This is a genomic window from Veillonella parvula, assembly GCF_001553335.1.
Classification (GTDB): Bacteria; Bacillota; Negativicutes; order Veillonellales; family Veillonellaceae; genus Veillonella; species Veillonella parvula_S.
The window spans coordinates 85206-108946 of sequence record NZ_KQ960791.1; the positions used below are offsets into that span (position 1 = coordinate 85206).

At 41.1% G+C, this 23741-nt stretch carries 18 protein-coding genes; 15 read left to right on the forward strand and 3 right to left on the reverse strand.

Translation table 11 applies throughout. The annotated features are described in order from the left end of the window. Positions 1-15: 15 nt before the first annotated feature. Positions 16-1155 carry a 2-methylaconitate cis-trans isomerase PrpF family protein gene (locus HMPREF1865_RS04295; protein WP_060919305.1) on the forward strand — a complete coding sequence of 380 codons (1140 nt, stop codon included), beginning with the start codon at positions 16-18 and terminating at the stop codon, positions 1153-1155. A gap of 2 nt (positions 1156-1157) precedes the next feature. Next, complete coding sequence (locus tag HMPREF1865_RS04300) at positions 1158-2579, forward strand: anion permease (protein ID WP_060919306.1); 1422 nt, start codon at positions 1158-1160, stop codon at positions 2577-2579. 162 nt (positions 2580-2741) lie between these two features. Here the strand turns inward: HMPREF1865_RS04300 and HMPREF1865_RS04305 are convergent, their stop codons facing one another. Continuing rightward, positions 2742-3920 carry an MFS transporter gene (locus tag HMPREF1865_RS04305; RefSeq protein WP_060919307.1) on the reverse strand — a complete coding sequence of 393 codons (1179 nt, stop codon included), beginning with the start codon at positions 3918-3920 and terminating at the stop codon, positions 2742-2744. Positions 3921-4704: 784 nt separating this feature from the next. Here HMPREF1865_RS04305 and HMPREF1865_RS04315 point away from each other — a divergent pair. The 8 genes from HMPREF1865_RS04315 (at position 4705) to trpA (ending at position 14112) form a co-directional block, all read left to right on the forward strand. Next, the gene (locus tag HMPREF1865_RS04315; protein ID WP_060919309.1) at positions 4705-5685 is read left to right on the forward strand and encodes a DUF805 domain-containing protein; all 981 of its coding nucleotides are present in this window, start codon (positions 4705-4707) and stop codon (positions 5683-5685) included. A gap of 268 nt (positions 5686-5953) precedes the next feature. Further along, complete coding sequence (locus tag HMPREF1865_RS04320) at positions 5954-6406, forward strand: hypothetical protein (protein ID WP_060919310.1); 453 nt, start codon at positions 5954-5956, stop codon at positions 6404-6406. A 482-nt stretch (positions 6407-6888) separates the two neighbouring features. After that, entirely contained in the window at positions 6889-8358 is a 1470-nt protein-coding gene (locus HMPREF1865_RS04325; RefSeq protein WP_060919311.1) for an anthranilate synthase component I family protein, read from the forward strand. After that, complete coding sequence (locus tag HMPREF1865_RS04330; RefSeq protein ID WP_060919312.1) at positions 8358-8924, forward strand: anthranilate synthase component II; 567 nt, start codon at positions 8358-8360, stop codon at positions 8922-8924. Before HMPREF1865_RS04325 ends, HMPREF1865_RS04330 begins: the two co-directional genes overlap by 1 nt. Before the next feature lie 582 nt (positions 8925-9506). Beyond that, entirely contained in the window at positions 9507-10517 is a 1011-nt protein-coding gene (gene trpD, locus HMPREF1865_RS04335) for an anthranilate phosphoribosyltransferase (protein ID WP_060919313.1), read from the forward strand. A 3-nt stretch (positions 10518-10520) separates the two neighbouring features. Beyond that, the gene (gene trpC, locus HMPREF1865_RS04340) at positions 10521-12092 is read left to right on the forward strand and encodes an indole-3-glycerol phosphate synthase TrpC (RefSeq protein ID WP_060919314.1); all 1572 of its coding nucleotides are present in this window, start codon (positions 10521-10523) and stop codon (positions 12090-12092) included. Positions 12093-12134: 42 nt separating this feature from the next. Further along, positions 12135-13328 carry a tryptophan synthase subunit beta gene (gene trpB / locus HMPREF1865_RS04345; protein WP_060919315.1) on the forward strand — a complete coding sequence of 398 codons (1194 nt, stop codon included), beginning with the start codon at positions 12135-12137 and terminating at the stop codon, positions 13326-13328. After that, entirely contained in the window at positions 13321-14112 is a 792-nt protein-coding gene (gene trpA, locus HMPREF1865_RS04350; RefSeq protein WP_060919316.1) for a tryptophan synthase subunit alpha, read from the forward strand. Before trpB ends, trpA begins: the two co-directional genes overlap by 8 nt. 141 nt (positions 14113-14253) lie before the next feature. Here trpA and HMPREF1865_RS04355 read toward each other — a convergent pair whose 3' ends face one another. Continuing rightward, on the reverse strand, positions 14254-14550 hold the full coding sequence (locus tag HMPREF1865_RS04355) for a hypothetical protein (RefSeq protein ID WP_004694119.1): 297 nt from the start codon (positions 14548-14550) through the stop codon (positions 14254-14256). Positions 14551-14712: 162 nt separating this feature from the next. Here HMPREF1865_RS04355 and HMPREF1865_RS04360 point away from each other — a divergent pair, with 162 nt between their 5' ends. The 5 genes from HMPREF1865_RS04360 (at position 14713) to ileS (ending at position 20902) form a co-directional block, all read left to right on the forward strand. Further along, on the forward strand, positions 14713-15600 hold the full coding sequence (locus HMPREF1865_RS04360) for a DUF805 domain-containing protein (protein ID WP_060919317.1): 888 nt from the start codon (positions 14713-14715) through the stop codon (positions 15598-15600). A gap of 3 nt (positions 15601-15603) precedes the next feature. Next, entirely contained in the window at positions 15604-16173 is a 570-nt protein-coding gene (locus HMPREF1865_RS04365) for a DUF805 domain-containing protein (RefSeq protein ID WP_060919318.1), read from the forward strand. A 218-nt stretch (positions 16174-16391) separates the two neighbouring features. Beyond that, positions 16392-17027, forward strand: coding sequence for a DUF805 domain-containing protein (locus HMPREF1865_RS04370; protein WP_004697807.1), 636 nt, complete (start codon positions 16392-16394; stop codon positions 17025-17027). 139 nt (positions 17028-17166) lie between these two features. Next, complete coding sequence (locus HMPREF1865_RS04375; protein ID WP_230949599.1) at positions 17167-17691, forward strand: DUF805 domain-containing protein; 525 nt, start codon at positions 17167-17169, stop codon at positions 17689-17691. Positions 17692-18067: 376 nt separating this feature from the next. Next, on the forward strand, positions 18068-20902 hold the full coding sequence (gene ileS / locus HMPREF1865_RS04380) for an isoleucine--tRNA ligase (RefSeq protein WP_060919319.1): 2835 nt from the start codon (positions 18068-18070) through the stop codon (positions 20900-20902). A gap of 174 nt (positions 20903-21076) precedes the next feature. On the opposite strand, the gene HMPREF1865_RS04385 is transcribed toward ileS, so the two are convergent. Beyond that, on the reverse strand, positions 21077-23449 hold the full coding sequence (locus tag HMPREF1865_RS04385; protein WP_060919320.1) for a tetratricopeptide repeat protein: 2373 nt from the start codon (positions 23447-23449) through the stop codon (positions 21077-21079). Positions 23450-23741: the final 292 nt, after the last annotated feature.

The following is a 23741-nucleotide window of genomic DNA, read 5'->3' on the forward strand; positions in this document are numbered from 1 at the left end:
TAAAAGGAGTACGTTATGAACTGGTATAAAGAAATTCCTGTTACCTATATGCGCGGAGGCACAAGTAAGGGGGCGTATCTATTAAAAGATACGCTTCCAGCTGAGCCTGCAGCACGAGACCGTATGATTTTAGACTTATATGGTTCGCCCGATGCGCGTCAAATTAATGGTATCGGCGGTGCCGATCCATTGACGAGCAAGGTTGCTATCGTAAAACCTTCGGACCGCGATGATGCGGATATCGACTACACTTTTGGTTATGTAGGTATCTCGGATGCGGTGGTAGATTATGAAGGTAACTGCGGCAATATCTCTGCTGGTGCAGGGGTGTTTGCTATTATGGAAGGCTTTGTAAAAGCCGTAGAACCAGAAACCGTGGTTCGCATCTTTAACACAAATACAAATAAGGTTATCGAGGCGCATGTACCAGTCCAAGATGGTAAACCTGTTATTGATGGCGATTTTGCTATCGATGGCGTACCAGGTACGGGTGCTCGTATTACATTATATTTCTTGGAACCTGGTGGTTCTAAGACTGGTAAGCTACTACCAACAGGCAATGTACAAGACACCATAACATTGGCTGATGGACGCACAGTCCAAGTTAGTCTTGTAGATGCAGCGAATCCCGCTGTATTTGTTAAGGCTACAGACCTTGGCTATGAAGGTACAGAATTACCGGCTTTCACAGAAACGGATGGCGGTGTATTACTCAATACACTTGAAGATATTCGCACTACTGCGGCGGTGATGATGGGATTAGCCTCATCTAAAAAATCCGCCAGTCCTGCAGTTCCAAAGGTATGCATGGTGTCCGCACCACAAACCTACGTAGCAAGCGATGGTCGAACTATCGAGGGGAATAGTATAGACATCGTAGCTCGTACTAAAGCGCTAGCTGTAATGCATAAAGCTTATGCCGTTACAGGTGGTATTTGTACCGCTACGGCAGCGCTGATTACTGGCACTGTGGCAAACGAGGTGGTAAGCGAACGTGCTAAAGAAACGAATCGCGTTACCTTAGCACATCCATCAGGGAAATTTGATTTCGAAATATGTTTAACTCATGATAAGGGTTGGCATGTGGAGAAGGCGGGCGTCGCTAGAACAGCTCGGCCGATCATGAAAGGTATAGCTTATGTTAAAGGAGAGTAAGAATGGGTAAGCTACTTAAAATTGCAATTATGTTTGCCATTCCTTTGGTAATGTGGTTCATTACACCGCCAGAAGGTTTGAGCGTTGAAGCTTGGCGACTGTTAGGCTTCTATTTGATGGCTATCGTTGGTCTTGTTGTTAAACCTTGGCCAGCACCAATTATCTTGTTATTATCTATTGCAGGTTCTGCACTTTTCTTGAGTGCTACAAAAAATGTACTATCTGGTTATGCATCTACTACAGTATGGTTAGTATTCTCTGCGTTCTCCCTCAGTGTGGCGTTCGTAAAAACAGGCCTTGGCCGTCGTATTGCATACCTATTGATTAAATCCTTAGGTCATACTACATTGCGCCTTGGTTATGTAACTGCTTTATTAGATCTTATTATTGCTCCTGTAACACCTTCCAACACGGCACGTTGTGGCGGTATCGTTTTCCCTATTATGAACTCTGTAGCAAAAGCATTGGGTTCTGAGCCTGGTGAAAGCGCCAAAAAGGCTGGTTCTTATCTCATGGTTAACACATATATGGTTACTAAGGTAACTAGTTTGATGTTCGCCACAGCGATGGCGCCAAACCTATTGGCTGCTGACTACATGAATAAAATCTTAGGCGTAGATCTCAACTGGGGCCTTTGGGCATTAGCTCTTGTAGTACCGGGTCTTGTAATGCTTCTCATTACACCGTCTTTGGTATATTACTTAGATAAACCATCTATTCAACATATCAACTCTCATGCGATTGCTGATGAAGGTTTAAAAGAGCTTGGACCTATGACTGGTCGTGAGAAATCTCTTATAGTTATTTTTATCCTTGCGTTGCTTGGATGGGCATTACCTTCCATTTTGACACAAGGTTTTGGTATTAAATTCTCCCTCGATGCAACAGCAGTAGCTGTCGTAGCCATGGTAGCAGCCCTTGTGTTCGGTGTTATTAAATGGGAAGATATGCTTGAATCTAAAGGTGCATGGAATACATTGATTTGGTTTGGTGGTATCATCGGTATGTCTAGTGCATTATCCAAGGTTAAATTCTTTGAATGGCTAGCTGACTTCATGGGTACACACTTCAGCTTTGGCGACAATCCTATGATGGCGCTTATCATTATCGGTGCTATCAGTATCGCTGTTCGTTACTTGTTTGCCTCTGGTAGTGCCTACGTAGTAGCTATGCTTCCAGTATTCCTTACAGTTGGTAAGGTAGCAGGGGTAAACCCAATGGCATTGTCCTTGTTACTAGCGGCAACAAACTCCTACGGTGGTGCCTTGACTCATTACGGCGGTGCTGCCGCTCCAATCGTATTTGGTGCAGGTTACAACACGGTTAAGAACTGGTGGATTATCGGCGGTATTTTCGCTATCATGTGTTTCATCGTAAACCTTACAGTGGGCTACGCGTGGTGGGAAATCCTTGGTATCCTTTAATACTTAACCAGAGACATTAGTTATTCTACAAATAGGTAGAATGATCATCCCCTAGATGGTGAAAGTTGTAAGACTTTCACAAATAACATTTCACAAAACAATATAAAAGAGCTGTCCCAGAATCAGTACGTTAATCTGATTCTAAGGACAGCTCTTTTTGCATTATTTAAGCTTGTAGGCTACCCATAGGGCAGCACCGATAAAGGTAAGGCTACATACCCAGAAGAGGGCGGTAAAGCCAAATTGAGCGGCTACGATGGAACCTCCAAAGGAGCCTAGGAAATAGCCCATAAACAAACAGGACTGATTGTATGAGAATACTTGTCCCGTATACTCCTTTGGTGTTTTTGAAGCTAAATAGGTATTAAGTGCGGGTAACATTCCACCGAGACCAAAGCCTTGTAAAAAGCGGATGAGACCTAGTGCGTATACAGAGTCTACATAGGCCTGAGGAATATTGAGTAACCCTACGTAGAGCATAGAATAAATGAGGACCTTTCTTGGACCGATGTGATCTACTAATTTACCAAGTGGAGAGCTACTCAAGAATTGTGCTACACCCATAATTGAGAATACAGCACCAGAAATGAAGGCAATATTTTCCGCATTTCTAGGTAGCATCCCTTTCACATAGACCGTCATAATCGGTGAAATAGCGGTAACTGAAATAGCATATAAGAAGGATGTGGCAGATAAGGCGACTAAGCTAGCAAATTCAGGTAAATGGGATTTTAAGTTTCTAAAGGATTGTTTTTCTTCTAGCGGTTTCGGTACATAATTTTCATGTACCAGCATCGCTGTTAGTCCAAATGCTAAGAGCATGAGGGCCCCTATGATGAAGAAATCATATCGTATGCCTACTACATCGCTCAGATAGCCACCAACGAGAGGTCCTGCTAGAGATCCTGCGAGGTTAAAGGCTGCCACAATGCCTAAGGCCCAACCCGTATGATCTTGTGGTGTTTCAGATGCAATGAGTGTAACGGAGGCGGAATAGAAGCCACTCACTAACCCTTGCAAGGTGCGAATGAGAAAAACACCTTCGGGCGTGGTTTGAAAGCCTAATAAAATACTACATATAGCCATACCAAGGCTTGAGCGTATGAGAGTGATTTTACGCCCTTTACGATCTGCTAATCGTCCCCAGAAGGGAGCAGCTAAGCAAACAATAAAGAATGTAATGCCCATAGAGGCACCAGACCATTGAGCAATGGAACCCGTATCGGTTAACCCCATTTCATGGAAATACAGAGGGAGAATAGGGCTCACATGGCTAATTCCGAGGGACATAAAGAATACACAGAATGCACATATATATACCGTACGTTTCCACGTTTCCAAAGTATCTCTCCTTCACTAGTCTTAGTACAATTTATAGTACTAGAATATTAGTAATTTTATATCTTTTTGACTTCATCCCCAATATTAAGTCAAGAAGTTTGTTATTTTCAATGGTATCTTGAATCCAGCGTTTGATGATTAAAATAAAAACTTATGCTCTCTTTTCCACAAAATAATTAGTAGGGGCTGATAACATATGTAATTTCAGTATACTATTAGTGTTTAGCGTAAACAATATAAATATTTTAGACCATAAGGTTAATATTTTAATATACATATATTTATATTAGAATAAAGAGGATTAGAAAATTGTTATGAGATCGAAGAGAGAATTTTTAATGTGGCTAGATAATGAACTTTCACTATTTAAACAAAATATAGAAATGTTACGAGTGAATCAACGCATAGGCAGATTAGCATATTTGTGGGCTGTGTGTGGATTAATGGTTAGTAAATTTTTAGCTTACCTTATATTCGTTGTGTTGATAGGGATTATTCAAGGGACTCCACTTCAAGGTAGTCAGTATTTGTCTTATATTTATTTTGGAAGTCTACAGATTATACATATAATTGCAACTATTTTGGATGATTGGCCTTTTTATTCCGTATATCAATATTTTTGTTAGCTATCATCTTTTGTTTAAGAAATCTTGGCATATAGATAATTAAATGGAATGTCTTAGCGGTGTTGGTCGTTAATGAAGGAACAGGAGTTTTATATTGGAGAAGTATAATATTTTCAAATAATGTAAATATTATGATGCTTACTATATGATAAAGAGCAATGAGACAGCTTTTATATTCTGAATTAATAAAATTTAAACTTGAATTATTAACATTAGTTCAATGTTTCAAGACAATTAAATTATTTACAATCAATATACAGACATACCTTTCTATAAACTTATTGGTGTTTATTGGTATAGGAATAAATATCTTTATTTTATCCACTCTTCCGGAGATAGTATATACTCAAGGAATTTATGACATTATATATTATGTGGGCACAGTTATTTATGTTCTTTTTATAGCTTTTACAAATTATGCTAGCTTGAAATATTATAAAAAAGAGCGATTTAATTGGTTAAATATCATAATTACTGTACTTTTACTATTGATATTATTGGGTGGAAAGCATTTTGAGCTTTCTTATGGAAAAGCTATTTTTGAGTCCAACAATATTATATTATGGGGCGTTGATGTACCAGATTTATTCTATCCATGTCTTTTGTGTTCAATGTTGTTGTTTTCTGTAGTACCTAGGAAACTTTGGTTACGAGATAATACTGTTGAACTTAAGGGAATCATTTTTGGTAATATAGTTATAGATGTACTCTGGGGTGAGCGTAATGATTTAACTACGTCTCAAATTAAAGCTATAAACTCTTTTTATAGTCGCCAAGATAAAAGGTCTCTTTTAACAGATCTTTATAAAAGCATATTAATTGATAGCCTTTGGCCTAATGGTCGAAGTACAGTTCGTCAATGGAATCTGTTTAATGTATATTTAGCGTTTATAATATACAATATGATATTAAATTATAATATCGAAAACTATGCTTTGAGATATGCTCTATACTTTTATCTTATATATACTATTATTGTAATGATCTGTAGACGTTTGAAAGATAGTAATAGTAGTATATTTTGGATTGTGGTCTTGTTTGTTCCTATCATCAATATATATGTATTGTATCTGCTGTATAATAAAACCTCTGCGTTATATGATAAAGAAAGTAATAGCATTTTTTATTACGCATTATGATACATAAAATATGGAGATATGAGAGTGTATGCTAAAGATTTTTTTTATAGCATAATACAATCGTGTGGAAGACTTTTATAGTTTGGTTGATGAGAAATCAGATTCATTTAGTAATAGGATTTCTGATCTGACTATTCCAATGGATGATGTTGCTTCACTTGGGCCACCTACTTCGGAATCTATAGCATTATGACCACCATTGAAAACACAAATCTATGAAAAGGATGGAATTATTACAGATAAACATAAATGATAGGTTAGATTATATATGAAGAAGAACGTTTTAAATCTGTTAAATGATTTTAGAATGAGATGGATTGGTGCAGGTCTATTTATGATTGTTGCAATTGCTGCAGCTTATGAAAAAAGCAACTATACCTTTTCTTTATCGTTGTTAGGTTATTTATTTCCGGCTTATATTTTTTGCATACCCGTATTATGGCCGGTATACAGACGACGAAAGATTTACTATTTTATTTATAAAAAGGCTTATAAACGTTATCAGTCGAAATGGAAAGTTTATCTTTATTTTCTATTGGGCCTTCATGGTAAGTTGTTAGGTATTGATATCATCCCTAGAAGCAAAATAAAATGGACATTTATTTTTTCTGCATATGTTATAGGGGTTATTTGGCTGTTACAAAGTAGTTTACCATTCTTGATAAAGGTAATATTAATACTGGTAGCTTCATATAAATTTATTCGTACTATTAATTCATAAGAATATAGTTAGGAGACATTTTATGGACACATCTATCATTATCATCAAAGTTCATGCTAAGAACAACAATCAGAAATTAAAACTTCTTGACTTTCATTCTATAGAAACATTATAATCAGATTATAATTTTATACTCGCCTGAAAGAAACCGATGAGGTGGAGATAAAAATAGGAAATGCACTCACAGAGAGCGGGATTAGCTGAGAACCCGTAGTACGCAGCTTATTAAATGGACCACCGAGGGCGCATGGAAAAGAATGGACTTTCCAGTCATTCCTAGTATGGTGCGACGTCACACGAGCGTTAGTCGTGAGGGATATGTTAGTATCCTGCGAAAGGGGAATGCATTGCATTCAAACAAGGTGGTACCGCGATTTATAGCACATACAATCATATTGTAATAATAGAACTATAAACTCGTCCTTGACGTTATATTGTCATGGGCGAGTTTTTTTATTGGCAAATGCCAGATGGAGGTTCTTATGATTTTTCCTAGTTTTGACCGTGTGAAAGCTATCGCACCGGGCTACGATATCGTGCCTGTATATATGGAAATTTTATCCGACGTACGCACACCGATTAGCGTGTTGAAAGCGTTAAAACAAGTGAGCAGTCATACGTACTTGCTTGAAAGTGCGGATAATAGTAATCATTGGGGCCGTTATTCCTTCTTGGGCTATGATCCTAAGATTGAGCTATTCTGCAAAAATCATAAAATGACCATCAAAGACGGTACGACACGTACCTTTGAGTGCTCTAATCCTGCCGCAGAAATTCGCAATATTTTGAGCCAATATAAAAGTCCTCGCTTAGAAGAGTTACCAACCTTCACAGGTGGCTTTGTAGGGTACTTCGCATGTGAATATATTCGCTACATCGAGCCAACATTGGATTTCCCAACGCCAGATGATGACTCTGCCATGGTAAATGATGTAGACCTTATGCTCTTTGATAAGGTTATCGCTTTTGACCATTACAAAAATAAAATTTACTTGATTGCTAACATCAGCACAAATGATTTAGAACGCAACTACAACAAGGCTGAGCTTGAATTGAAAACTCTTGCTGATCTCGTTGTAAACGGCAAAGAGGCGGATGTGCCCAAAGGCGTTCTTAAAACAGAGTTTACCTCTGAATTCACAAAGGACGAGTTCGAAGCTGTTGTCAAAAAGACGCAGCATTACATCAAGGAAGGGGATATCTTCCAATGTGTTGTATCTAACCGCCGCGAAGCGGAGTTTGAGGGAAGCTTGTTAAACGCGTATCGCGTACTGCGTACCTTGAACCCATCTCCGTACATGTTCTACCTATCTGGTGGCGATGTAGAGCTTACAGGGGCTTCTCCAGAAACCTTGGTGAAACTGACAGATGGCAAAATGTACACCTTCCCAATTGCAGGTACGATGCGCCGCGGTAAAAACGAAGCAGAGGACCTTGCTATTGAAGAAAAACTTATCAATGACGAAAAAGAATTGGCTGAACATAATATGCTTGTTGACCTTGGTCGTAACGATTTAGGTAAAATTTCTAAATTCGGTTCCGTTAAAGTAGAGGCGTTACATATGTTGCAACGTTTCTCCCATGTAATCCATATTACATCTACTGTAAGAGGTGACATACAAGAGGGCAAAGATGCACTCGATGCTATCGGTGCTACACTGCCGGCAGGCACCTTATCTGGGGCTCCTAAGATTCGTGCCATTGAAATTTTACACGAACTTGAGAAAAGCCCGCGTGGTGTATACGGCGGTGCCGTAGGTTATATCGATTTCTCTGGTAACATGGACGTATGTATCGGCATCCGCATGGCTATGAATAAAGGCGGTAAGGTCTATGTTCGCGCTGGCGCAGGCATCGTTCGAGATAGCGTTCCTGAAAGCGAGTTTAATGAAACCTTGATCAAAGGCCAATCCATGATTTCCGCAATTACAGATGCACAGGAGGTAGAATAATGGTACTCCTTATAGATAATTACGATAGCTTTTCCTTTAATCTATACCAATTAGTAGGCTCTATCGATCCAGATATTAAAGTCATCCGCAGCGATGAATTAACAGTTGAAGAAATCCGTGCTTTGAAACCAGACTATGTGATACTTTCACCAGGACCTGGCAGACCAGCTGATGCGGGTGTATACGAAGAGCTATTGCGTGAATGCAAAGGGAAATTCCCAATCCTCGGCGTATGCCTGGGACACCAAGCCATTGGCGAAGTATTCGGCGGCACCGTTTCCTACGCAAAACAAGTGATGCATGGCAAACAAAGTGTAGCAAAACAAGTGCACCCATCCAAAATCCTTAAGGGATTGCCTGAACAATTCGAAGTCGCTAGATACCACTCTTTGGCGATTATCGACGAAACCATGCCAAGCGAACTCATCGTCACATCCATTACCGACGACGGCGAAGTAATGAGCGTGGAACACAAAGACTACCCGATTTATGGAGTGCAATTCCATCCGGAATCCATCATGACACCGGACGGGGAACAAATGATTCGCAATTTCTTAGAAAAATAACCACTGTTTTGTATTCGAGGAGCTATTATTAGTTACTAGTACGGTAAGGCAGAAATAAGGTCTCTCGGAACTCCGATGGCCACCCACCCCACTACGTGGGGCCGCCAAGTCGCTCCTTAAGACCTTATTTCCTGCCAACTCAACTTTGGTAGTACCTACTTAATAGCCCCTCTACAATACATATTGTGAACTGTAGTTATATTTTTTTTAAGAAATCTGCGAATCAGAACTCCTAATATAGGAAAAGGTGGTGCAAAGCACCACCATTCCCACCCCTAATAAAGAAATGACCTGTGCATTACTCCATATAATGCGCAGGATCATTTGAAAGATATTGAATTGTTGTTCATTTTATTGCGCGTGTGATGGGGAGCAGGGCATATAAAAGATTAAATGTCATGGTGTTTATGTGAGTTCACGGGGTTCTAGGCCCGACTTTGGCCCTGCGAAGGCCACAGGCCGTAGTCAGACCCGGCCAGTGGAGGGCATAGGTCCACGTGAATCACATGTAGCATTAACGCAGGTATATGCCCTATTATCGTTGAACCGAAGTAAAATGAACAACAAGTAAGGAGATATAAAATGATTAAAGACGCATTATATGCAGTAACGCATGGTCAGGATTTATCTTACGACCTTGCTAAAGATACAATGAACAAAATTATGAGTGGTGATGTACCCGAGGTTCCTATGGCTGGTTTTTTGTGCGCCCTTGCCGCAAAAGGTCCTACTGTAGATGAGGTTACGGCGTTCGCTGAGGTTATGCGCGAGAAGGCTGGCTCCGTGCCTCATAACGGTACTGTTGTGGAAATCGTAGGTACTGGCGGCGACGAAGCGAATACGTTTAATATTTCTACCACATCTGGCTTTATCATTTCCGCCGCAGGCATTCCTGTAGCAAAACATGGTAACCGCAGTGTATCTAGTAAATGTGGTGCTGCTGACTTAATCGAAGCGTTGGGCGCTAAATTAGAGCTTAACGGCGAGCAAAACGAGGCGGTGTTGAACAAAGCGAATATGTGCTTCATGTTTGCGCCTGTATATCACCAAGCCATGAAATATGCAGGTCCTGTACGTAAGGCGTTGGGCGTTCGTACTGTGTTTAACATCCTTGGACCTTTGGCAAATCCAGCAGGTGCTACGGTTGAGTTGATGGGCGTTTACGATAAATCCTTAGTAGAACCATTGGCTCGTGTATTAGCTAACCTTGGCGTTAAACGCGGTGCTGTGGTACACGGCTTCGATGGCCTTGATGAGATTACGGCTACTAACAAAACGTACGTGTGCGAAATTAATAATGGGATGTTCACAAGCTACGAATTCGATCCTAAGGAATATGGTTTCGAATACGCTGATAAAACCGAGCTTGAAGGTGGCGATGCTACGGTGAATGCTGAGATCACTCGCCGCGTTCTCGGTGGTGAGCAAGGTGGTAAACGTACTGCAGTTCTTCTCAACGCTGGCATGGCGATTTACCTAGCAAAAGAGGATATTACATTGGCAGAAGGCATTGAAGAGGCGAAACATATGATTGACTCTGGTAAGGCGCTTGCGACAATGGAACAGTTTGTGAAAGCAACGCAAGAGGTATAACCATTGATTTTAGATAAGATTATAGAGGCTACCAAAATTCGGGTAGCCCAAGAAAAAGAGGTGGAAACGCCTGAGACTGTGAAAGCAGCAGCCTTAGCATTACCATCGGACACAGGATTTCCTTTCGAAGCAGCCCTTCGTCAGCAAGACTTCAACTTTATTTGCGAAGTGAAGAAGGCATCTCCATCAAAAGGCATCATAGCAGAGCACTTCCCATATTTAGACATCGCCAAGGAATATGAAGTGGCTGGTGCTGCGGCTATCTCGGTTTTGACTGAGCCAGACTTTTTTAAGGGTGATAAAAAATATTTACAAGAAATCGCTAGCACCGTAAAAATCCCTGTACTACGTAAAGATTTCATCATCGATGAATACCAAATCTACCAAGCGAAGGTTTGGGGCGCTAGTGCCATCCTTTTAATCTGTGCATGCCTTGATATGCCGACGCTGACAAAGTTCCGTGAGCTAGCAGATTCTCTTGGCTTATCTTCCTTGGTAGAGGCTCATGATGAGAACGAAGTACAAATGGCCATTGATTGCGGTGCACGTATTATCGGTGTTAACAATCGCAACTTGAAAGACTTCACCGTAGACGTACAAAACAGTGTGCGTTTGCGCAATCTCGTGCAAGACGATGTGATTTTCGTATCTGAAAGCGGCCTTGAAACGCCAGAGGACATCCAAGTATTGCGTGATAACAATATCGGCGTAGCTTTAATGGGTGAAACTTTTATGCGTTCTCCTAACAAGGTGGAAAAATTAGCATATCTCTATGGCCCAACCTATTACACACTAAAGGTTAAAATGTGCGGAATCTCAAAAGTAGAAACAATCCCTGCTGTAGTAGAAGCAAAACCAGACTATATGGGCCTTGTATTTGCACCAAGTAAACGACAAGTCACTGTAGACCAAGCTAAAACATTGGTTGAAGAACTACATAAGCAATATGGAAATCGATATAGTCGAGAAGAAGTACAATGTAGTAATGATGTAGTACAAGATGGAGCAGTAATTGGTGCTGTGCAAGAAGGAACAGCAACTGGTGATGCGCATGAAGGGATACTGACTAGTACAGAAAATGCAAGTCCGACGCTTATACATCAAGAAGCTATTAAAACTGTCGGCGTTTTCGTCAATGAAACGCTAGATAATCTCGTTAGCATTGCTACAGAAGCCAATCTTGATGTGGTGCAATTGCACGGTGATGAAGATGAAGCTTTCATCCAATCCTTAAAAGAACGTACTAATGTAGAGGTTTGGAAGGCTGTTCAAATCCGTAGCGCTGCAGATGCAGAGGCGTGGATCGATAGCAGTGCGGATATGCTATTATTTGATGCGTACCACAAAGACGAGCGCGGTGGTACGGGGGAAGTGTTCGATTGGTCTTGCTTAGACGAGTTTGAACGACCATTTATGCTGGCTGGTGGTATCGATAGCACCAATGTGGCGCGTGCCATTCGTACGGTTCGACCGTACGGCATCGATATCAGTAGCGGTATTGAAACAGATGGCGTGAAGGACGATGAGAAAATTAAAGCTTTCACCAACATTGTGAGAACAATAGCAATGCCATAATATGGCGTGCTAGCAGGAATGGAATATAGAAAGGTAAGTTATATGAGTGAACAAAGACATGGTTATTTTGGCTCCTTTGGGGGTCAATTTATGCCAGAAACATTGATGAATGCAGTCATCGAATTGGAAGAGGCGTACAACAAGTACAAAGATGATCCTGATTTCGTACACGAACTTGAGGATTTACATAAAAAATATACAGGTCGTCCATCCCTTTTATACTATGCAGATCGCATGACAAAGGACCTTGGAGGCGCCAAAATCTATTTAAAACGTGAGGACTTAAATCATACTGGTTCTCACAAGTTGAATAACGTAATCGGCCAAATGTTATTGGCAAAACGAATGGGTAAGACTCGTGTTATTGCTGAAACCGGCGCAGGTCAACACGGTGTGGCAACGGCTACTATCGCTGCGTTGATGGGCATGGAATGCGAAGTATACATGGGTGCAGAGGACTGTGAACGTCAAGCACTTAACGTATATCGTATGAAATTACTAGGTGCTAAGGTGCATCCAGTAACAACAGGGACTAGCACATTGAAAGATGCGGTTTCCGAAGCGTTGCGCGAATGGACAAACCGCATGTCCGATACGCATTACGTATTGGGATCCGTTATGGGTGCTCATCCATTCCCTATGATTGTACGCGATTTCCAATCCATTATCAGCCGTGAAGCGCGTAAGCAAATCCTCGAAGCAGAAGGAAAATTACCAACAGCTGTTATGGCTTGTGTAGGTGGCGGCTCTAATGCGATGGGCATGTTCTATCACTTCATTCCAGATGAAAGTGTTCGTCTCATCGGTTGTGAAGCAGCAGGTCGTGGCATCGATACAGAAGAACATGCGGCGACAATCGCGAAGGGCTCTGTTGGTATCTTCCACGGCATGAAATCGTACTTCTGCCAAGACGAAGACGGCCAAATTGCTCCAGTATATTCTATCTCTGCAGGTCTTGATTATCCTGGCATCGGTCCTGAACATGCGTACTTGCACGATAGCGGTCGTGCTGAATATGTGCCTGTTACAGATGACGAAGCAGTCGATGCCTTTGAATATTTATCTCGCTTGGAAGGTATTATTCCAGCCATTGAAAGTGCTCATGCGGTGGCACATGCACGTAAAATTGCTCCTACTATGAGCAAGGACGACATCATTATTATTTGTTTATCCGGTCGTGGCGACAAAGACGTGGCGGCTATGGCGAAATACAGAGGGGTGGATCTTCATGAGTAAAATTAAAGACGCTTTCACAAAGGGCAAGGCATTCATCCCGTTCATTAGTGCTGGTGATCACGGTATTGAAAATACAGAACGTTATATTCGCGTGATGGTGAAAGCCGGTGCGGACATGGTAGAAATTGGTATTCCTTTCTCTGACCCAACCGCGGAAGGCCCAGTTATTCAAGAGGCGAGCACGCGTGCTCTCTCCACAGGTGTAAAAATCAATGATATCTTTGATTTGGTGCGTCGTTTACGTACTGGTGATGATGCAGTGACTATACCGCTCGTATTCATGACTTATTTGAATCCTATTTACGTATTCGGTCGTGAAAAATTCTTTACCCTCTGTGAAGAGGTGGGAATCTCTGGTGTTATCGTGCCAGATATGCCGTTTGAAGAAAAAGGCGAGCTCGCTAGTGTGGCTCATAAGCATGGTGTTGAAGTGGTATCCTTAATTGCGCCAACATCTGAAAACCGCATCGAAATGATTGCCAAAGACGCAGAAGGCTTTGTATACTGTGTATCTTCCCTTGGCGTTACAGGCATGCGCAGTGAAATTAAGACGGATATCAAATCTATTGTTGAAACCATTCGCAAATATACGGATATCCCTGTAGCTGTTGGTTTCGGTATTTCCAAGCCAGAACAAGCAGAAGCTATGGCGCGCGTATCCGATGGAGCCATCGTAGGCTCTGCTATCGTTAAAATCGTGGCAGAACACGGTGAACATGCGGATCAAGCGTTGTTTGATTACGTACAATCCATGAAACAAGCTGTTCTAAAGGCTGGCGCATAACATAATAACTCATATAGCCTTGGGAAAAATTATATAGGGGATAACACAAAAGGACGTTATACAATGTATAACGTCCTTTTCATTGGTTAGTTAATTTAGTTTTGTGTTTTTAGGGCTAGTAATATGTATTATGCGCAAGGCTTAGTCATTAGAGGATTCAGAACGTTGATGTCGTTCACTGCGTTTTGCTGTTGCATTTTTATCATGTTTTTCACGTTCAGATATTCTATGCTTTCTGTGCTTTTTCTTTTTATCATTTACTTTGTACCATGGATGAGCGCTACTATCTACTGTGCCATCATCATTTTTTACCATGCGATGATTTTCACCGATTTTGAAGTGGTAATCTTTGGCTTGGGCTACATTGGCACCAATACCAACTGTTAAGAAGGCACCTAAGCTGGCCAAGGCTATTGCTTTCATTAATTTAGCTTTCATAATTATCTCCTGTATAATTGATTGTACGAATTTTAGTTGTAAGAAATACATCTGTAGTATAGCATATTTCATGAACAAAAAATGAATCAACTAAGTTGATAAATCATAGTATAATAGGAATATCTATATATATTTATTATCTAAGATTATGGTAGGAGTTTTATGAAACAGAGAGTATACGAAATCCTCTATCGTGAGCTAGTGGAAAACTATGCAAACAGTAAAGGACGTACAAATACAGCCGATTTTTGGCTCACCATAAGTGTTATATCCTTTGTATATGGCTTAATTATATGTATTACAGGTCTTGCAACCTACATACCGTACGGATTTCTTTATGCTGTCTCTATCGGTGGCGGCGTATTAGTTGTATTGTCCATCCTGTTATGCTTGCCGAAGATTATGCTAATAGCAAGACGGCTACGAGACTCTAATAATGATCCGATGTTGATGATTTTACTATTGGTTCCTTTTTTAGGCTGGCTTGCATTATTGTATCTATTCTGTAAGCGCACATCGCCTATATCTAATGAATCAGAGGAAAAACGTTCCGTATCGGGCCTCTTTATTGTGGCCATATTAGTATTAGGATGCGTAGCCACTAGTGCAGGTAGTACAATGATTAATCATAATTTTATGGTAGAAGAGACTGCGTATGGCAATTTGGAACCTAGTTCGTTAACGAAACAAGCCAATCGGCTTTTACAAAGTGAAACGGCTACAACAGAGGGGCGTACTGTGGTAAGTAATTATTATGAAGCCCTCAACAAAAAGGATTATCGTGGTGCATATCGTTATTTGAGCGCTCGTGCTATGGAGCGATATGGTACCTTTGAACTATGGGAACAAGCCATGGCTAAGGACGAGGTTCATAAGGTGAAAGCGATACAGCTTGACTATGTTTCCCAAGACCAAGATGATGATATTGTTGTAAATTATATGGGCTTTACTGTTACCTTTGAAGATAATCTAGAGCCTCTATTAGTTCGTTTACATAATGAAGGCAAAGGCTGGGGCATTGTTGCTATTGAAGCCGCGGAGGAGGATTAGGTTATGTCAACCATAAATATATATGATTTGAATTATACTGATGTCTTCAAATTAGGCATTAGAAATTATGCTAATTTTAACGGCCGTGTTAGCCGTAGTGAATATTGGCGATTCGTGGCAGGCGTTACACTGATACAAGGATTACTTGGGATTTTAGCTTTACTTTGTAGTACCTTGGGCTTTCCTAATTATGAAACACTTATTGATAATGTTGCTGTAGGGGTATCTCTTTTCTTTATAATTCCCAATATAGCTATCACAGCGCGGCGTATGCATGATATTGGTCGGAGCGGTTGGACACAGCTAATCTCATTTATTCCTGTTATAGGCTTCTTTATATTCCTCGTTTACGAATTGCGTCGTGGCGATGAAAGAGAGAATTCCTATGGTGAAAGAACCGGCTATACACCTATTACTCCTGAGATCAGCAAGGCTACAGGACTAGAAGAAACTCCATCTCGTCGCCAAGATTGGGCGATGGGGATTGCCATCTTTATTATCCAATCTATTATTATTGCCGATATCATTAGAGAGATATTATGGTATGGAATTAATGGGAATGGATACATGTAATAATCACCTGCATTTATTAACAATCCCATTATTTTATTTTATAAAAGTTTAACATCTCCTTTATAGACAATATAACACTTTATAGTAAAATGAATTTCAGATGAATTTAAAAACTTAGATATTAATAAATAAAGAATATCTTAGTTGTTATATGTGTTAAGTACAGCAGGACATCGTAATCTTTGCTGATTTCTGTTTGTAGCTAGAAGGAGTTTATTATGAAATCTTGTCCCTATTGTGGACATGCAGTGTTGAAAACAGATTGTTACTGCCCAGAGTGTGGGCATGTTAGTAGACCACAAATCTCGTTAGATAAATACAATCTAGGCTTGATTGAAAACTTTAAACAATGTTTGGTTTATAAATATGCTGATTTTGATGGTCGTGCAAGTCGTAGTGAATATTGGCATTTCTTGTTAGTCTATCAATTGTTGTTTGTGGCCATTCTATTTACTTGTGCTTTTTTGAGCTATATTAGCCCACTATCTAGCGTAGTAGGCGTAGGTTTTGGTTTGGTCATCCTTGTCCTTTTGTCCGTGATTATGGTTATTCCTGGCGTGGCTGTTTCAGTGCGACGTCTACACGATCAAGGCCGCTCAGGAGGACTCGTATTTATTGGATTCATCCCTGTAATAGGGACCATTATCCTGTTGATCCTTATGGCTCTGCCTGGTGAAAGCCAACCAAATCGCTTTGGCCCCCCTAACGGTCAAGTAGTTGTAACAAAACAAATGGCCCGTGAATTAGGTCTTATTGATACTACGCCATCTATGGGACTAACTGCAGGACTATTCTGCGCTATCTTTGTACTCTGGTTCTTGGTAGATAAACTACTTATGACTAGTGCGATGTAGTTTATGATGTATCCTATAATGAAATATAAAGCATAGGTTATTCCCAAAACATATAGACATTGATTTTCAAAATCGTCAACAGTAATGATATAATATTTTCAAGAAGAATTTATTTGTTATTTATAGAGGAGAGAAGATTATGACTGATTTGTCTATCAAAAATCTTTCGTATGTAGATAATTTTAAACATACGATTATGGGTAATTATGCTAATTTCAAAGATCGTGCAAGCCGCAGTGAATATTGGCGTTTCTATGGTATCACAATTGTTATTGCTGGTATCTTCAATGTATTGAGTGCTCTTGTAATGGATACTGCGCTAGCAAGTGTTGTAGGTCTTATTTCTATAGTATATAATCTTGCAATTCTATTGCCTTCCATTGGTCTTGCTGCTCGTCGTTTACATGACATTGGTAAAAGTGGTTGGATGCTTTTGATTAGCTTGATTCCATTTGGTATTATCTATATTATTTATCTACTCGCTCAAAAGGGTGATGAAGGTGATAACCAATATGGATCTCCAATGAGCTATGAAGTAATTACTGCTGAAGAAGCTGCTCGCACTGGTCTTAAAGAAACTCCAACTGACGACATGGATCGTAAATTCATGTACGTGTGCATTGCAATTATTATTCTTGAACTAATTCTCATGAGTGCTATTTAATAATTGTATATACAATAAAGCCTACGTAAGTAGGCTTTTTCTTTTGCTTAATAGGGGATGTAGGTTCTGTTAAATTTAGAAATGAAATATTTGACAATTTCCCCCTTTGAGTCCTATAATTATCTATTATATGAATATTGCGTTGAAAAAGACGGCATGTCTCAGACGGATTTAGTAGAGACCAAACTCATGGGCTGAAAGGTTTGGAAATCTAGAGATTTGCGGATCACTTTGGAGCAAGCGGCAATGCCGCCGGTGAACACCGTTATATGTTTAAGTGGCTTTCACAAGTAACGAGAGTCAGTAGGGTGGTACCACGGATATTACGTCCGTCCCTTCGGGGGCGGGCGATTTTTTTATGTAAAAGGAGCACAGCATGGATTACGGTAAGACGTTACATTTGCCTGAAACAGAATTCCCAATGCGCGGCAATTTGCCTAAGCGCGAACCAGAAATCTTAAAATTCTGGGAAGATAACAAGATTTATCAAAAACGTTTGGAGTTGCGTAAAGATGCAAAGCCATTCATTTTGCATGATGGCCCTCCATATGCAAACGGTAAATTGCATATCGGTCATGCCCTCAACAAAACGTTGAAGGACATCATCATGAAATACAAAACAATGACTGGTCATTATACTCGCTACATTCCTGGTTGGGATACGCACGGCTTGCCAATCGAGCATGCGGTTATTAAGAACACTGGTCTTAACCGTCATGAAATGGCTCCATTGGACTTGCGCAATAAATGTAAGGAATATGCATTGGAGTGCGTAGAAACACAAAAACAAGACTTCATTCGTTTTGGTGTATTAGGCGAATGGGACCGTCCGTACTTGACATTGCGTCCTGAGTTCGAAGTAAAACAACTCGGCATCTTTGGCGAAATGGCAAAACGCGGACATATCTACAAAGGTCTTAAAACTGTATACTGGTGTACGCACTGCGAAACTGCATTGGCAGAGGCAGAAATCGAATATGCTGAGAAAAAATCCTTCTCCATTTACGTAAAATTCCCTTACGTATCCGAGAAAAAGGTAACATTGCCAGCTGGCGTAGATCCTAAACAAGCATATGCTGTTATTTGGACAACTACTCCTTGGACAATGCCTGCCAACGTAGCTATTTCCGTTAACCCTGATCTAGAATATGGCTGGGTGAAAGCTGGCGACGAATACTACTTGATGGCTACTGAACTTGTTGACGCGGCGATGAAAGATATTGGTATCGAAGACTACGAAATCGTAAACCGCTTCTCTGGGGCAGATTTAGAATTAGCTGAATTTAAACATCCATTCGTAGAACGTACATCCACTGTATTGTGTGGCGACCATGTAACACTTGAAGCAGGTACTGGTTGCGTACATACAGCGCCTGCACACGGCGAAGACGACTTTAACATCGTTATGCGTTATAACAAGGAAGGTAAAACTAATCTTCCTATCATTTCTCTTGTTAACGAAACTGGTAACTACACTAAACAAGTAGACGACAACCGTTATGGCGATACTGAATTCCCATTGGCTGGCGTAGAAATTCACGATGCAGAAGTGCCTGTAATCAAAATCTTGGCACATAACAATGCATTACTTCACAAATCTAGTTTGCGCCACCAATACGCTCACTGCTGGCGTTGTAAAAATCCTGTCATCTATCGCGCTACAGAACAATGGTTCTCCTCTGTAGATGGGTACCGTCAACAAGCGCTTGATGCAATCGATAACCAAGTGCAATGGATTCCTAAATGGGGTCATGACCGTATCTTCAACATGGTGCGCGACCGTGGTGACTGGGTAATTTCTCGTCAACGTATTTGGGGCGTGCCAATTCCTATTTACTATTGTGAAAGCTGTGGCGAGCATATTGTAAATGATGATACGATGGCTGCATTGCTTGAAAAAGTAGCCGTTGAAGGCTCCGATGCATGGTGGGCGCACAGTGCAAAAGAATTGTTGCCAGAAGGCTTTAAATGTCCTCATTGCGGTCATGATGAGTTCAAAAAAGAAACAGACATCATGGACGTATGGTTTGACTCTGGTTCCTCTTGGGCTGGCGTACTTGAAGTTAACGATCTTGACGTACCATGCGCTATGTACCTTGAAGGTTCCGACCAACATCGCGGCTGGTTCAACTCTTCCTTGTTAACTGCAGTGGCAACAACAGGTAAGGCACCGTACAACTCCGTATTGACTCACGGCTTCGTTGTGGACGGAGAAGGCCGCAAAATGTCTAAATCCGTAGGTAATACGGTGGCTCCAAGTGATATCATCGACGTATACGGCGCAGACGTTATGCGTTTGTGGGTATCCTCCGCAGATTACCAAGCAGACGTGCGTTTGTCTAAAGATATCGTAAAACAATTATCCGAAGTATATCGTAAGATCCGTAATACATTCCGCTTCTTGCTCGGCAACTTGGATGACTTTAATCCAAATACTGATAAAGTGGCTTACGCAGATATGTCCGAATTCGATAAATGGGCATTGTTGCGCTTAGAAGAAGTGCGTCAAAAGGTTACTGATGCGTACGAAAATTATGAATTCCACATGTTATACCATGCAATTCATAACTTCTGCACCGTAGACTTGAGCTCCATCTATCTTGATGTAATGAAAGATACTACGTATGCTGAAAGCAAAAACAACGTAGCTCGTCGTTCTGCTCAAACAGCGATGTATGAAATCTTGAAAACATTGGTAGCAATGGTATCTCCAGTGCTTTCTTTCACAGCGGAAGAAGTATGGAAATACATGCCTAAAGAAGAGGGCATGCCTGAATCTGTTATGCTTCAAGATTGGCCACAAGGTCATCCAGAACACTTCAACCAAGAATTGTCTGATAAATGGAACCAATTGTTAGACTTGCGTACATCCGTACAAAAAGCATTGGAACTTGCTCGTCAAGACAAAACAATCGGTCACCCATTGGATGCATCCGTTACAGTATACGCTGAAGGCGCTGCATTCGACGCATTGCATGCCCTTGGTGAAGAAGGCTTGGCTAAACTCGTTATCGTATCCGAAGCTCACATCGTGAACGGCGCTGCACCATCAGAGGCTGTAAAAGACGAAGAAACTGGCGTTGCAACAGTTGTTGTTGCCTCTGGTCTCGAAAAATGTGAACGCTGCTGGATCCACCGCGATACAGTAGGTCAAGATAGTGAACACCCTACACTTTGTTCACGCTGTGCCAGCGTTGTAAAAACACTATAATAAAAGTGCTGTCATAAGACTACTATAATAAAAACGCTGTAGTAAAAAATCTATAATCAAAATAATTCTATTATTAAGATTATAGGAATTATCAAAAAAAAGACCATCCTGTTGAACTTCACTTCCCAAAATTGTGTCCAATTTTGGGGGAGCAGCTCACTGGGGATGGTCTTTTTATGTTTGTAAATCCTTTGGCACCGTTAATTGTTTCCAATTATCTAGCTCAGGAATTTCCAAGGTATTTATTGTTTTTTGAATCCAATAGTTTAAGGACACTTCGTTCCCCACATATTGTTCGAATAAGTAGGTGTTGCCAGGCGTGTCTTGTTGGTTTCCATCTTCATCGATGGTGTGACGGGCAGATTCTTTCAGATAGAGCTGCACTCTAAATGGGGTCGACTGATTACCTTTAAAAATAAAATAGGATGGGCCCACAAAGTCATGGGTGCGAATATTAATTTGTTCGTACTTTTTCTCTTTCAACCCTTGCAAGGCAGTCTGAATCATAGCGTTCGCATCGTCGTATTCCTCTAGCAAGAATGGCTGTTGATCAACATCGAGCACGTAGTGCCAGGTTGGCTTTTCTTCGTTCTTTTCGATGGACCAATTCTCTTCGAGACTAGGTAACTGACGATTATGGTAGAGCTCTTTTAATAGGCTTAAGGTATTTTCTTTGTTGTATACGGCCTTATAAACGATTTCATGTCCTTCTGTTGGATCATAACCGTGTAGCCTTACTTGATAATGATTTCGTAGCATCCGCGTTACATCAAGCTTGAAGATATTGCGCAATGCATCTGGAACGGATAGGAAATGATTGTAAAAGCTGAGCTTCATTTCTTCTTGTGAGTCTAAGGCTGTTTCGATGGTTTGCCAGTCGTACAAAGTCGTATCCCACAGGAAGTCGTCCATTGTCACAGATAAACGGGCCGCATCTTGAGGCCAAGTGGAAGGCGCAGGGCGCACCGTAGTAGTGGATTCGGCAACGCCTTCTTTATACTGCCAGTGACCATCAACCTCTTCAAAGGCCGCTAATCGTTCTTTTGCTTCGTCATCGATAGGAATATCTTTTAGCTCTGGATCCAAATTGGCTTTGTGAGACAAGATATATTGATGGGATTGCTCGTAATAGGATACGGCTTGATCTAAATCTGGCTTGCCTGTTACATAGCCTTTTTCGTAGGCATAGCCCAAGGCAACACGTGTTAAAGCGCGCGTAATATCGTAGAAAAGAACGCGATCTTCCTCTTCGAAGGCGCGTTGCTCCTCATCTAAGACACGCAGTAACGATTGTACACCGAAACGAATGTTTTTCGTCACCCCTAAACCGTGGATTCGCATATAACCGATATAGGGCAAGGCGAACATAAAACGATCTTTTGTAGCCGCCATATGCGTTAAGTCTGCAATGAGGCCCCAGTCGAGAGGCAGGTGGCCTATGTGAAAGATATAGCCAAAGGCTGCCTGTAAGGCGGTATATCCTGCATCACTAAACTGTTTTGTTGCCGCACGGCGGTAGAGGCCAATAGCCTTTACCGGATCGTAGGGAATCGTAGAACGTAACACTTTAGCATCATAGAAATGATAGTAATAATCCGCTAATTCTGCAATGCTTTCAGATTGACCTAAGGCAGCACCTTTAGTGAACCACGTGAAAGCATCCTCGAATTTACCGTTTTCATGGCAGTCGAGACCTGTATATAGCATCATGGCAGGGTTGCCAAGCTCGGCCGCAGTCTTGGCGACGCGGCGCGCATTGGCAAAGTCGGCTTCGTCGATATAGATATTGCGCAAGTTCCCTTGGAACATGGCAAGACCGTTGTCGAGAGCCTTATTAAACCATTCTTTGGCTAGGCTGGACGCTTTTTCTTGTAATTTTTCGTCTGGCACGGTGCCTTGCAAGGCGGCGATGCGATCCTGTACAGAGCCAGCTGTAAGGCTTTTTTGGATGCGTTTAGACCAACTCATGGGCGGTGGTGTTAGCATAGCTTCAGCGGAGTCGATGCGATTATCATCGCGCCAGAAAAAGACATTACCTATAACATATTGGCAATAGGCATCGCCTCGATTCGCATGGTCATAGACAATGCGGAAAGCATCGTCGAAGGAGAGTTGCATATCCTTTTCCACTGTAGGCGTAATAGAGCCTTTGATACGCAAGGCTTGTAACGTACCGATAGGGCTACAACGGCGAATGCTATCGTGTAAGCACTGATAGGTACGCATATTGTCCTCTGGGAAGTTAGACTCTTCCCAGGTAAAGCGAGGCCCTGCATAGACACGTGCCAAGAGGGCATATGCATCACCTAGCTCTCGGGTCTCTGGATCGTTGGCTATTTTGAGAGCGTCCTCTTTAGTATCTATATCACTTTCAAGAAGGGGCGTCATATCGTTTCGCAAGGCGCGATGATCAGTTTGTACTGCGTCTTGCTGATTGTTGACGATGAGTTCTAACTGACGTAAGCCTTCTTGAGCCATTTTTTGATTATACGATGTAAAAATCATGTGGAAGACCTTTTGTAGGCGTTCCGTAAAGTACTGTGCCATTAGGCCTCCTTTTATACTATAAAATACATATTTATTATATAACGAACGCTAGGTACCGTAAAAGAGGCAATGCTAGTATAACTGTATGTCTTCTATTGATATCATATTGATATCGTCTAACTGTTCTCACAATATACTAGCTTATTTCTAATATGCCTGTATTTAATACAATTTAATATGGAAGCTTCAGTATGTGTTGTATTTAAGCGTAAAAAATCCCCTCTGAAAAAGATCTGTTGTCACAAATTTTATGTGATGTCTGAAATCTTTCAGAGGGGATTGTATTTACCCT